A 12,546-nucleotide genomic window follows, 5' to 3' on the forward strand; every position below is an offset into this window, starting at 1 on the left:
AAGGCAAGATTTTCTTGCCTCTACGACCTTACTACTGTCGCGAAAAGTCCTCGGCCAGACGGAGCAGCGCCCGTACGCTGACGGCGGACGGCCCCTTGCCGGTGAACCCGAACGGCGTAGCAGGTCCCTTGGCGGGGCCGGCGATGTCGAGGTGCGCCCAGGGGATGCGGGCAGCGTCATCGCCTTCTCCGTTCGTACCGACGAATTCCTGAAGGAACACGCCTGCCAGCAACATCCCACCGGCCGTGTTGCCCGGATTGGCGTTCGCGATGTCGGCGACGTCCGAGTTGATCGTCGCGCGGAGCTCGCCGGGAAGGGGCATCGGCCAGAGCAGTTCACCGGTGGCCCCGGCCGCCCCGACGACCTGCCTGACGAGGTCGTCGTCGCCCATGACAGCGGCATATCGCGTACCCAGCGCGACAAGCGCGGCCCCGGTCAGGGTCGCGACATCCACGATCGCATCCGGATGTTCTTCACTTGCAGCGACAAGGCCGTCCGCCATGACGAGTCGCCCTTCCGCATCCGTGTTGAGAACCTCAACGGTACGGCCGCCGCGGATGCGCAGAACGTCGTTCGGGCGGATCGCGGTTCCCGACGGCATGTTCTCGGCGATGCACAGCCAGGCCGTCACACGCACCGGAAGTGCGAGGCGCGCTGCCGCAAGAGTGACCGCGAGCACGGTCGCCGCGCCCGTCATGTCGTATTTCATTCCGACCATCCCGGTCGGGGGCTTCAGCGACAGACCGCCGGTGTCGAAGGTGATCCCCTTCCCTACCAGGGCGAGGTGCCTGGCTGCACCCGCCGGCGAGTAGGCCACTTTGACCAGGCGCGGGCCGCGGGACGATCCCTGGCCGACGCCGAGGATTCCACCGAACCCGTCTGCCTCGAGAGCAGCCTCATCCCACACGGTCACCTCCACGGGAAGGTCTGCGCCCCGGTCCAGCGCTACCTGGGCGAGCGAGGCCGGGTACAGGTCCAGCGGGGGAGTGTTCACGAGGTCCTTCACCAGGGTCGCCGCCTCGGCGACTGCTGCGGCATGCTCGACCAGGGCATCCGCATCCGCCACCTCACCGACGACCGTGACGGCCGAAACAGGCTCCTTCACCCCTGCGGCCGACGACACGCGATACGTGGTGAACGCGTATGCGCCGAGTGCCGCGCCCTCGAGGAGGGCCCCGGCTTCCTCGTCGCCGTCGAACGCGATGGCGACGGCGACGCGACCGAAACCGGCGAGCTGGCGGATGGCCGACCCCGCCGCATACCGGAAGGCGTCCGTGTCGCGCTCGGCCGGCATCCCGATCACTGCGACCGGCGCTTCGCCTCCGCCGCGCGGAAGCCGCACGAGTTCGTCGCGTCCCCCGCCGAAGCCGATGGCGTCGAGCTGCGCGGCGACGGAGTCGAAGCCAGGCGAAGCGACCAGAGTGACGGCACCGTTGACAACGCTGGCGCCGATCACCACCACGTCGGTGTCGCTGCTTGACGGAACAGATGAGGAGAAGGCGAGGGAAGGCACAGTCATGACTCGAATGTAGTCGTTGGCAGGTGTTCGCTCTGGGCGTGCCCACACACGCGCGGTTCCCGGCAACGGTCCAGCGCCCGCCGTTTAGAGTTGAAACATGCAGGATCCCGGCGAACTCTACGAACTCAATCCAGACCTCCGTGAGGTCCCGGAGGGGTTGAACCTGGTCGCGGGCCTGACCGGTTTCGCTGATGCGGGTGCGGGTGTCACCCAGCTCGGCACCTACCTCCTCGGAACACTCGACCACGAGGTCGTCGCTACGTTCGACGCCGATATCCTGCTCGACTACCGCGCGCGGCGCCCCACCATCTATTTCGACCAGGACCACCTGACCGACTACGAGCCCGCCACGCTCAAGCTCTACCTCGCTTACGACGAGCTGCGCCAGCCTTTCCTTCTGCTCACCGGGTTCGAGCCCGACTTCCAGTGGGAGCGGTTCAGCAGGGCGGTACTCGGTCTGATCGACCGGCTGAAGGTCAAGGGCGTCACGTGGGTGCACTCCATCCCCATGCCGGTCCCGCACACCCGGCCGATCGGGGTGACTGTCAGTGGCAACCGCGGCGACCTGATCGATGCGATGTCGATCTGGAAGCCGCACACCCAGGTGCCGGCGAACGCGCTGCACCTCGTCGAGTACCGACTCCAGCAGCTCGCCTACCCGATCGCAGGTTTCATCCTTCTGATCCCGCACTACCTCGCCGACACCGAGTATCCCGCTGCGGCCATCACCGCACTCGAGAGCATCAGCGCTGCGACGGGCCTGATCTTCCCGACGGATCGTCTGCGCCAGGAAGACAGGGACTTCGTGGCGAACATCGACGAGCAGGTGGCGTCGAACCCGGAGCTCGGCCGCCTGGTCGGTGCACTCGAAGAGCGGCACGACAGCTACATGCAGGACACGCAACTGCGGTCCCCGCTGACCGATGAAGACGGGGAACTCCCGTCCGCTGACGAGATCGCGCAGGAGCTCGAGAACTTCCTCGCATTCCGTCGCCACGGCGACGACGAGAACGGCCAGTCGCGTTAGCGGCATGGTCGACGAGTCGTTTCTCGAGACCACGCGCGCGGCCTACGACACGGTCGCGGCCGATTACGCGGAACTGCTGAGGGATGAGCTCGCGGTCAAGCCGTGGGATCGCGCCGTCCTCGCGACGTTCGCAGAGCTCGTGCGCGCCGACGGCGCCGGCGCCGTCGCAGACCTCGGATGCGGTCCCGGGCGCATCACCGGGCACCTGCACGATCTCGGCGTTGACGCATTCGGCATCGACCTGTCGCCCGGCATGATCGCCGTCGCCCGGGCCTCCTATCCCGGGCTGAGGTTCGAGGAAGGCACCATCACCGACCTTGCGATCGAGAGCGCATCGCTCGCAGGTGTCGTCGCCTGGTACTCGATCATCCACACCCCGCCGGAATTGCTCCCGGTCGTCTTCGCGGAGTTCGCGCGGGTTCTCGCGCCGGGCGGCCGTCTCCTCCTCGCATTCCAGGTCGGCGATGAGCGACGTCACCTCGACCAGGGTTACGGGCATTCGATATCCCTCGACGCCTGGCGGCTTTCACCGAGCCTGGTAGCAGGGCTGCTCGCGGATGTTGGACTGTCGGTGGATGCTCGCCTCGAAAGACAACCCGACGCGCGAGAGAAGGTCCCGCAGGCTTTCATCGTCGCCCGAAGTCCGGCCCTGGCTGACGCGCCTCCCGGTCGTACTAGCCTCTAAGGGTGAACTCGCGACGATCCTGGCTGATCTTCGCGGTAGGGGTGTTCGGCTACCTCGTGGCTGTGATGCAGCGCACGACGATCGGGGTCGCCGGTGTCGCTGCGACCGAGCGGTTCCACAGCACGGCATCCGTGCTCTCGACGCTGGCGGTGGTCCAGCTCATGGTCTACGCGGCCATGCAGATCCCCGTGGGCGTGCTCATCGACCGCGTGGGGTCGCGTTGGCTGATGACCGTCGGCACGGCGCTGATGATCGCCGGTCAGGTCACGGTCGCACTCGCACCGACGATCGGGATCGCCGTCGTCGGCCGCATCCTCGTCGGGGCCGGCGACGCCACCATCTTCACGTCGCTCATCCGCCTCACAAGCTCGTGGTTCACCGGTCGGCTCGTGCCCCAGCTCTCGCAGTGGATCGGCAATATCGGCCAGCTCGGGCAGGTGCTCTCCGCTATCCCGTTCGCGCTCATCCTGCACCAGTCGGGGTGGACGACCGCGTTCCTGAGCGCGGCCTCCCTGTCGGTCGTCGCGCTCGTCGGCATCGTCGCGTTCATCACCGACCGCCCTGTCGGGTCCCGCGAGGGGCCACGGCCGGCCAGCTGGGCGGAGTCGCTGCGGCTGCTGCGCGTGAGCCTCCAGCGACCGGGCACGCAGCTCGGTTTCTGGTCGCACTTCGTGACCCAGTCCTCTGGAACGGTCTTCAGCCTTATGTGGGGTTTCCCGTTCATGGTCTATGGACTCGGCATCGATCCGAGCGTCGCCGCGGGGCTGCTGATCGTGATGGTCGTTGCAGGCCTCATCTCCGGCCCCATCCTCGGACTCCTCACGGCACGATTTCCGCTCAGGCGCAGCAACCTCGTGCTCGCGATCGTCACGATGATGGGGCTCGCCTGGGCGACCGTGCTGCTCTGGCCGGGTACGCCGCCGTTCTGGCTCCTCATCACCCTGCTGATCGCGATCGGAATCGGCGGGCCCGGCTCCCTGATCGGGTTCGACTTCGCCCGCACCTCCAATCCGCTGCACAGCCTCGGATCGGCCAACGGCATCGTCAATGTCGGAGGATTCCTCGCGAGCTTCGTGATGATCTTCCTGATCGGTGTGGCGCTCGATGTCGAGAACAACCTCCACATCGCGGCCGGACAGCCATCCGATCTCTATGCACTCGATTCCTTCCGGTGGGCGTTCGCCATCCAGTACGTCATCATCGGCATCGGCGTCGTGTTCCTGATCCGGGCGCGCAGGCGCACGCGCCACAGGCTTTCCCAGGAAGAAGGAATAGAAGTGGCCCCCTTGTGGGTTGCACTCAATGAAGCGTGGAGGCGGCGGAGGCGCGAAGCCTGAGGCAAGGCCGTGGCAGGGGGCTCACTCAAAGCGTGCAATAATTGATGATCGGACCCGTTCATATCCTGGGTGCGACGAATCTACGATCGTCGCGAAGAGACTCAGGACTTGACATGGGTCTTAGTAATGTCCGCATGCAACCTGAGCCAGGCAGTGGCACACGAGTGCGAACCCGTCTCCGCTTGGTATGAAAGGTGTTCACATGGCAACCCGACCAGCAAAGACCGTCGAGGCGGAGGTGCCCACGGAGGCAGCCGCCGCCGCGGTGAAGCCGGCTCTCAAGCCGGCCACGACGAGCAAGGCCGCGACCGCCAGGAGCGGAGCGAAGACGACCGCCGCCCGGGGCGCATCGAAGACGGCTGCAAAGTCGACCCCGGTCGCAGAGGCGAAGCCGAAGAAGCGTGCGAGCGCGAAGGCCGATGGCGACGCGGAAGACGAGGTCGAAATCGACGACGCGGCCGTCGAGATCGACGAGACCGAAGAGGTCGAGGTCGAGGAGACCGTCGACCCCAAGGCAGAGACCGACGACGCAGAGGCCGATGCCGATTCCGGCGATGACGACGACGAGAAGCCGTCCGCACCGGAGGAGCCGCTTCCGACCGGTGCGCTCGTGCTGCGCGCGGTGGACGAAGACGACGACATCCCCGTCTACTCGGCGGCGATCACGGGTGCCACGGCCGACCCGGTCAAGGACTACCTGAAGCAGATCGGAAAGGTCGCGCTTCTGAACGCGGCCGAAGAGGTCGAACTCGCGATGCGCATCGAGGCGGGCCTGTTCGCCGAAGACAAGCTCGCCAACACGCCGAACATCCCGAAGGAGCTCGAGCGTGAGCTCCGGTGGGTCGCTCGTGACGGCCAGCGTGCCAAGAGTCACCTGCTCGGGGCGAACCTCCGACTGGTCGTCTCGCTCGCTAAGCGCTACACCGGCCGTGGCATGCAGTTCCTCGACCTGATCCAGGAAGGCAACCTGGGCCTCATCCGTGCGGTCGAGAAGTTCGACTACACCAAGGGGTTCAAGTTCTCCACGTACGCCACCTGGTGGATCCGCCAGGCGATCACGCGTGCCATGGCCGACCAGGCCCGCACCATCCGCATCCCCGTGCACATGGTCGAGGTCATCAACAAGCTCGCTCGAGTCCAGCGCCAGATGCTGCAGGACCTCGGCCGGGAACCCACGCCGGAAGAGCTGAGCCGCGAACTCGACATGACCCCAGAGAAGGTCATCGAGGTGCAGAAGTACGGCCGCGAGCCGATTTCGCTGCACACCCCGCTCGGCGAAGACGGGGACAGCGAGTTCGGTGACCTCATCGAGGACACCGAGGCGGTCGTTCCTGCGGATGCGGTCGGATTCACGATGCTGCAGAAGCAGCTGGAGAGCCTTCTCGACTCACTTTCCGAGCGCGAAGCCGGAGTGATCCGCATGCGCTTCGGCCTGGGTGACGGTATGCCGAAGACTCTCGACCAGATCGGTGACACGTTCGGGGTGACGCGCGAGCGCATCCGCCAGATCGAGTCGAAGACGATGGCGAAGCTGCGCCACCCGTCCCGGTCGCAGTCGCTCCGCGACTACCTCGAGTAGGCCACCGGGTGCGGTACAGGCTGGCGGTGATCGCCGGTCGTCTCGCTCGCTGGGTGCTTCGGCTCCGTGGGGGCGGCTCTGCCGTCCCCGGCAGGGTCGCTCTCGCGATCGCCCCGCGGTTCCTCGAGCGTTCGATGACCCGGCTCCCGCTCGGCGTGCTGTTCGTGAGCGGGTCGAATGGCAAGTCGACGACCACGAACATGCTGACCGGGATCCTGCGCGAGCACGGGCTCGACGTCTTCACGAACCCGTCGGGCGGCAACCTGCCGCAGGGCATCGCGTCGGCGTTGCTGGCCTCCGTTCCGCTCGACGGGTACGTCCGGGGCGATGTTGCAGTGATCGAAGTCGACGAGGCTTACGGCGTAAATCTGGCGACCATCCTCAAGCCGCGAGGCGCGCTCCTTCTGAACGTGCAGATCGACCAGCTGAACCGCTTCTTCGAACCCGCCCGGGTGGTCGGGATGCTCCGCTCGATCGCGGGTGCCGCATCCGAGTTCGTTGTCGTGAACGCGGACGACGACAGTCTGCGGGGCATCGGCGCTGAGCTCGCTTCGCAGGGACGTGATGTGACCGTATTCGGCGTCGTGCCGTCCCTCATCGACGCCTCGCCGAATGGGCTCGCGAACGTGGAGGACTTCGGGGGCGGGCCCGAGGGTGTCCTCCCGGTGCCTCGCGTGGTCGTCGGTGAGTTGGCGGCACGCACCGCCACTCTCGACGTCGACGGTTCCCCCGTCGAGATCGCGCTTCCTGCCCGCGGGCTCCACTACGCAGTGGATGCGGCGGGAGCGACTGCGACTGCCTTACGTGTGCTCGGTGCCCGGTTCTCCGCCGAAGCAACGGCACGGGCGATGACGACCCTGCGCACCGTCTACGGACGCGGCGAGACGTTGCGCGTCGGCGACGAGGACGTCGAGATCATCATGATGAAGAACCCGCCGAGCCTGCAGCTCAATCTCGACTACCTCGAGGAGCCGCCCGAGCAGGTGTTCGTGTCCGTCGACGAGGGCACCCCAGACCCTTCGTGGGTCTACGACATCGACCTGTCGTCGATAACCCACGTCGACGTGGTCTCCGGTACGAAGGCGTGGCAGTTCGCCACCCGCTTCGCCTACGCCGGAATCCCGGTGGCATCCGTACTTCCTGAGCTTCGGCCCGCGCTCAAGGCCTTTCTCGAGCTGCCGCAGCCGACGCGCGGAACGAAGACGATGATCGTCAATTACGAGCAGATGATGCTCATCCGCAAGCAGCTCGGCTTCCTCGAACTGGAGGGCAGCGCGTGACCGGCCCGCTGAGGATCCTGCACCTGTTCCCGCGCGAGCTGGGGATCAACGGCGATGCCGGCAACGTCAGCGCACTCGTGAAGCGCGCTCAGTGGCGCGGCCTCGACGTGGTCGTGCAGCGATACGACGTGGGGGACGATCTCGCGCCCGCCGACCTGGTCCACATCGGCAGCGGGCCGCTGTCCTCCCAGCGGATCGTCCACGCGGATGTGCTCCGGATCGCGCCCGCTTTGCGCGAGTTCGCGGCATCAGGAGTTCCGATCCTCGCCGTCGCCGGCGGCTGGCAACTGCTCGGGCACCAGCTGGTCACCTCTGACGGCGAGACGCTCCCCGGCGCGGGGATCTTTCCGTCCCAGGCCACACTCGGTGTCGAACGCCACGTTGGTGAGATCGTCGTCGAGGCGAGTGACAGCACACTCGCCGGCTTCGAGAACCACTCGGCGACGACAGTGCTCGACGATGGCGCTGTACCGCTCGGAACAGTCGTCGAGGGCTTCGGGAACGGCCCGGATGCGACGGGCCGGCGCGTCGAGGGCGTACGCGTCGGTGAGTCCGTCGGTACTCACCTGCACGGACCGGTGCTTCCCATGAACCCGGTACTCGCAGACCGTCTGCTCGCAGCGGCACTCCTGGCCCGCGGTGAAGAGCTGCCACAGCCGATCAACCGCGAGCTGGCGACCGCAGACGGTTTTGCCGCGAACGCACGCCGCGCGATCGCTCAGAGGACGGGCGCCAGGCCGGCTCGCTGAGCAGGCCGGCTTCAGCCGACGTAGATACGCTCCACGCGCGGCATCACGCCGGTCACCATTTCGTCACCGATCGTCTCAGCCCAGTCCGCCCACTTCTCGGCGGTCGGTTCGCCATCGTGCCCTGAACCGAAGATGACGGCGGTGTCTCCGACGCGAACGCGGTCGTTGCCGTGGTCGATGATCGTGCTGTCGATGCCCACGTCGACGATGGGGCGACGTGCACCGTTGACGAGCACGGAGGCCTTCGCCATACCCAGGGTCGGCATGCCGTCGGCGAACCCGATCCCGATTCGTGCCCGGGTGCTGCCGTCGAGATGCACCTCTGTCACAGGAGCTTCGAGCCGCATGACCGGGATGAGCCCGAGGTCGGCGCCCGATGCGTCGTCGAATGGCGAGATCCCATAGGCGGCGATGCCGAACCGAACGAGATCGAAACGTGCCTGCGGCATCCGGATTCCTGCCGAGCTCGCCGCAAGGTGCAGGATCTCGAACTCGGCACCGCGTTCGCGCGCGACCGTGACAGCCTCGTGGAACTCGGTCAGGGCCGCTTCATCGTCGGCGATGGATGCGTCGGCCAGGTGGGACCAGGCAGCGCGGATCCGCACGATCCCGGCATCCTGCAATGCGAGCGCGGCATCGACCAGGGCAGGCCAGTCCTCGGGGCTCGCGCCGTTGCGGCTGAGCCCCGTGTCCACCTTGAGGTGGACGACGGCCGGGCGGTTCGCTGCTGCGCGCTCGATCGCATCCAGCTGCCAGCGTGCTGAGATGCCGAGCTCGATGTCTGCTTCGATGGCGGCCAGGAAATCCGTCTGCTGTCCGTGCAGCCAGGCGAGCAGCGGAACCCTGATTCCTGCGTCGCGGAGCACGAGCCCTGCCGGGATCTCCAGGACCGCGAGCGACGTCGCGCCGGCTTCGAGACCCGCTCGGGCGATCGGCAGCAGTCCGTGGCCATAGGCGTTCGCCTTCACGGCGAGCATCACTTCGGCGGGAGCGGCGATCTGCACGAGACGGGTCACATTGTGCCGGAGGGCCGCGAGGTCGACGACAGCGCGGGGGAGCGGCGTAGCGAGGGCGTCTGCGCTCACGTGTAGACCCGCTCGATCCGGGTGCCGAGGCCGCTCACGATGACCTCGGAGGCGAGACCCGTTGCTTCGGCCCACTGTGCGAGCGTCGGTTCGCCGTCTTCCGCGTCGCCGAAAAGGACTGCATCGTCGCCGACCGACGCGGTGTTGCCGTCGAGGTCGACGACGAACTGGTCCATGGCGATGCGCCCGGTCACTCTTCCGGTGAAACCGCCGATCCTGACAGGGGCGCGATTGGATGCGACGCGGGGGATGCCGTCGGCGAAGCCGAGCGCGACGAGCGCGAGCGTGGTCGGCTTCTCGGTGCGGTAGGTATAGCCGTAGGAAACGCCTCGATGTGCAGGAACGTTCTTGATCGCGATGACCTCGCCGACCAGGCGGAACGCGCTGCGCGCCGGCGCCGCGTCAAGCCCGTAGAGCGATCGCCCGATGACCGGCGATGCGTATGGAGGGGGCGGATAGACGGTCGCAGTCGTTATCCCGACCCCAGCGAGGGCGGTCACGTCCGCCGGTCTGGAGACCACGAACGCGGAGCCGCCTGCTTCGGCCAGGGCGAGGACGACAGCGACGAGGCCGTGTCCGTAGGCATCGGCCCGTACATCGATGAGAACGCGGTCAGGCGAGGGCGCGCTTCGGGCGAAGTTCTCGACAATGGCCGAAAGGTCGACGAAAGCCTGCCTGCGCACACCCGTCGTCACCGATCGAACCTCTCGAGAAACTCAGTTGCCGTGTCGGCAGCGGAACCGATGTGGGACTACGCGCGCTGCTCCTCGAACAGGCGAGCGGTCTCGTCGTGCCAGCTGTGCGCGATCTCTGACAGCTTCTCCTGGTGCTTCTTGCCGTGGTGAGCGCAGAAGAGGAGTTCGCCGTTGTTCACGACAACGCGGATGTAGGCCTGGGCTCCGCAGCTGTCGCACCGGTCGGCTGCCGTGAGTTGCGGCCCGCCGGCGAGCTCGTCAACCGCACCGTTCTCCGTGGTGATCGTCGACATGTGATGCTCCTCTCAATCCGAACCGTTCAACTCGGTACCTCTATAGAACCACGTTCACCTGAGAGAAACGAGGCGAACGCAGGGTATTTCGCTCAACGCGTAGCACCCATCGGGGAGGGTGTCGGTGACGTATCGTGTCGGCCGCTGTCACTACGCTTGAATCTGGCAAGGCGTTCACCAGCACGGGCGCCACAACGTGTGCAAGGAGCGTTCGTGTCGAGCTCAGACTATTCAGCCAGGCATCTCTCCGTCCTGGAGGGCCTGGAAGCAGTGCGCAAGCGCCCCGGCATGTACATCGGATCAACAGACTCCCGCGGCCTCATGCACTGCCTGTGGGAGATCATCGACAACTCGGTCGACGAAGCGCTCGCCGGTCACGGAAGCCACATCGAGGTCATCCTGCACCCCGACAGCAGCGTCGAGGTGCGCGATTCCGCGCGAGGGATTCCCGTCGACATCGAACCCAAGACGGGGCTCAGCGGCGTCGAAGTCGTGTTCACCAAGCTCCATGCCGGCGGCAAGTTCGGCTCCGGATCTTACGCGGCTTCCGGCGGTCTGCACGGCGTCGGCGCCTCCGTGGTCAACGCGCTGTCCGAGCGGCTCGATGTCGAAGTCGACCGCGACGGCAAGACCTGGGCGATGTCGTTCCACCGCGGCGAGCCCGGGGTGTTCGCCGATCACGGCGCTGCCACGCCCGATGCCCCTTTCACGCCATTCGAGAAAGGCAGCGAACTGCGTGTGGTCGGAAAGGTGGCGAAGGGTGTCACCGGCACGCGCATCCGCTACTGGGCCGACCGGCAGATCTTCACTCGCGGGGCCGAGTTCCAGGGTGACGACCTTCTCGGCCGTGCCCGGCAGACGGCTTTCCTGGTCCCCGGCCTGAAGCTGACCATCGCCGACAACCGCGGTGAGCAGCCCGTCGACTCGACCTTCAGCTACCAGGGCGGCATCTCGGAGTTCGTCGACTATCTGGCACCCGACAGCCCCCTGACCGACACCTGGCGCCTCACCGGCGATGGGCACTTCACCGAGACCGTCCCCGTGCTTTCCGAAGGGGGCGCGATGATGCCGACTGAACTGCGCCGCGACTGCCAGGTCGACATCGCACTGCGCTGGGGCACCGGCTACGAGACGGTCATGAAGAGCTTCGTCAACATCATTGCAACGCCCAAGGGCGGAAGCCACCAGCTCGGCTTCGACCAGGGGATGCTCAAGTTCCTGCGCCAACAGGTCGAGCAGAACGCACGGCGGCTCAAAGTCGGCACCGACAAACTCGAGAAAGACGACGTGCTCGCCGGACTCACAGCGGTGCTGACGGTGCGCCTGCCCGAGCCGCAGTTCGAAGGCCAGACCAAAGAGGTCCTCGGCACGCCGGCGGTACGCGCCATCGTCGCCCAGGTCGTCGCGAAGGCGATGGGCGAACGGTTCTCCTCCAGCAAGCGTGACGACAAGGCGCAGTCGGCGCTGCTGCTCGACAAAGTGGTCGCAGAGATGAAGTCGCGCATCTCGGCACGCGCCCACAAAGAGACGCAACGGCGCAAGAACGCGCTCGAGACCTCATCCCTGCCCGCGAAGCTCGTCGACTGCCGCTCCAGCGACGTCGCCAACAGCGAGCTCTTCATCGTCGAGGGCGATTCGGCGCTGGGTACCGCTCGCCGTGCACGCGACAGCGAGTACCAGGCACTGCTTCCGATTCGCGGCAAGATCCTCAATGTGCAGAAGGCGTCTGTCTCCGACATGCTGTCGAACGCCGAGTGCGCATCGATCATCCAGGTGATCGGCGCGGGCTCAGGACGCAGCTTCGACCTGGCGTCCGCACGCTACGGCAAGATCATCATCATGAGCGACGCCGACGTCGACGGCGCCCACATCCGCACGCTGCTGCTGACGCTCTTCTTCCGGTACATGCGGCCGATGATCGAAGAAGGGCGCGTTTTCGCGGCCGTTCCACCACTGCACCGCGTTGTGGTGATGAACCCCGGATCGAAGCCCAACGAGACGATCTACACCTACTCGGAGGCGGAGCTTCAGGGGGTGCTTGCGGGGCTGAAGCGTACGAACAAGCGGTACCAGGAACCCATCCAGCGCTACAAAGGACTGGGCGAGATGGATGCCGACCAGCTTGCGACGACGACGATGGATCGTACACACCGCACCCTTCGCCGCGTCAGGGTTCCCGACGCCGAGCAGGCCGCCCGCGTGTTCGAACTGCTGATGGGCAACGACGTCGCGCCCCGCAAAGACTTCATCATCGCCGGTTCAGGAGACCTCTCCCGCTCGCGCATCGACGTCTGACC

Annotated in this window: 11 protein-coding genes; 7 read left to right on the forward strand and 4 right to left on the reverse strand. The window is 66.4% G+C overall.

Annotated features, from left to right (window positions below; genetic code table 11):
* Positions 1–31: 31 nt before the first annotated feature.
* Positions 32–1,519, reverse strand: a complete 1,488-nt coding sequence (locus ACPPVQ_RS10540; protein WP_426515055.1) for a leucyl aminopeptidase — start codon at positions 1,517–1,519, stop codon at positions 32–34.
* Between the two features lie 97 nt (positions 1,520–1,616).
* Between ACPPVQ_RS10540 and ACPPVQ_RS10545 the strand changes: the two genes are divergently transcribed.
* From ACPPVQ_RS10545 to ACPPVQ_RS10570, 6 genes are all read left to right on the forward strand, one after another.
* Entirely contained in the window at positions 1,617–2,546 is a 930-nt protein-coding gene (locus tag ACPPVQ_RS10545; protein WP_426515056.1) for a proteasome assembly chaperone family protein, read from the forward strand.
* Between the two features lie 4 nt (positions 2,547–2,550).
* A complete protein-coding gene (locus ACPPVQ_RS10550) occupies positions 2,551–3,231 on the forward strand; it encodes a class I SAM-dependent DNA methyltransferase (protein WP_426515057.1) in 681 nt (226 codons plus the stop codon).
* Positions 3,232–3,233: 2 nt separating this feature from the next.
* A complete protein-coding gene (locus tag ACPPVQ_RS10555) occupies positions 3,234–4,568 on the forward strand; it encodes an MFS transporter (RefSeq protein ID WP_426515058.1) in 1,335 nt (444 codons plus the stop codon).
* Positions 4,569–4,770: 202 nt separating this feature from the next.
* The gene (locus ACPPVQ_RS10560; RefSeq protein ID WP_426515059.1) at positions 4,771–6,147 is read left to right on the forward strand and encodes an RNA polymerase sigma factor; all 1,377 of its coding nucleotides are present in this window, start codon (positions 4,771–4,773) and stop codon (positions 6,145–6,147) included.
* An 8-nt stretch (positions 6,148–6,155) separates the two neighbouring features.
* Complete coding sequence (locus tag ACPPVQ_RS10565) at positions 6,156–7,427, forward strand: MurT ligase domain-containing protein (protein WP_426515060.1); 1,272 nt, start codon at positions 6,156–6,158, stop codon at positions 7,425–7,427.
* Positions 7,424–8,176 (forward strand): type 1 glutamine amidotransferase, encoded by a 753-nt coding sequence (locus ACPPVQ_RS10570; protein ID WP_426515061.1) that lies wholly within the window; start codon positions 7,424–7,426, stop codon positions 8,174–8,176. The genes ACPPVQ_RS10565 and ACPPVQ_RS10570 overlap by 4 nt, the downstream gene beginning before the upstream one ends.
* 11 nt (positions 8,177–8,187) lie before the next feature.
* Here ACPPVQ_RS10570 and alr read toward each other — a convergent pair whose 3' ends face one another.
* From alr to ACPPVQ_RS10585, 3 genes are read right to left on the reverse strand one after another with little or no spacing between them, the layout of a single operon-like run.
* The gene (alr, locus tag ACPPVQ_RS10575; RefSeq protein ID WP_426515062.1) at positions 8,188–9,261 is read right to left on the reverse strand and encodes an alanine racemase; all 1,074 of its coding nucleotides are present in this window, start codon (positions 9,259–9,261) and stop codon (positions 8,188–8,190) included.
* Complete coding sequence (locus ACPPVQ_RS10580) at positions 9,258–9,956, reverse strand: alanine racemase C-terminal domain-containing protein (protein ID WP_426515063.1); 699 nt, start codon at positions 9,954–9,956, stop codon at positions 9,258–9,260. Before ACPPVQ_RS10580 ends, alr begins: the two co-directional genes overlap by 4 nt.
* 56 nt (positions 9,957–10,012) lie before the next feature.
* Positions 10,013–10,249, reverse strand: a complete 237-nt coding sequence (locus ACPPVQ_RS10585; RefSeq protein WP_163289797.1) for a DUF7455 domain-containing protein — start codon at positions 10,247–10,249, stop codon at positions 10,013–10,015.
* Between the two features lie 213 nt (positions 10,250–10,462).
* On the opposite strand from ACPPVQ_RS10585, the gene ACPPVQ_RS10590 reads away from it, so the two are divergent.
* Positions 10,463–12,544, forward strand: coding sequence for a DNA gyrase/topoisomerase IV subunit B (locus ACPPVQ_RS10590; protein WP_426515064.1), 2,082 nt, complete (start codon positions 10,463–10,465; stop codon positions 12,542–12,544).
* The last annotated feature ends 2 nt before the right edge of the window (positions 12,545–12,546 follow it).

Source organism: Leifsonia sp. McL0618 (assembly GCF_049994905.1).
In the GTDB taxonomy this organism is placed as follows: domain Bacteria; phylum Actinomycetota; class Actinomycetes; order Actinomycetales; family Microbacteriaceae; genus Diaminobutyricibacter.

Bases quoted from the DNA above. Each gene is read 5' to 3' on its own strand.
- ACPPVQ_RS10540 (WP_426515055.1), bottom strand. From the start codon at position 1,519: ATGACTGTGCCTTCCCTCGCCTTCTCCTCATCTGTTCCGTCAAGCAGC.
- ACPPVQ_RS10545 (WP_426515056.1), top strand. From the start codon at position 1,617: ATGCAGGATCCCGGCGAACTCTACGAACTCAATCCAGACCTCCGTGAG.
- ACPPVQ_RS10550 (WP_426515057.1), top strand. From the start codon at position 2,551: ATGGTCGACGAGTCGTTTCTCGAGACCACGCGCGCGGCCTACGACACG.
- ACPPVQ_RS10560 (WP_426515059.1), top strand. From the start codon at position 4,771: ATGGCAACCCGACCAGCAAAGACCGTCGAGGCGGAGGTGCCCACGGAG.
- ACPPVQ_RS10585 (WP_163289797.1), bottom strand. From the start codon at position 10,249: ATGTCGACGATCACCACGGAGAACGGTGCGGTTGACGAGCTCGCCGGC.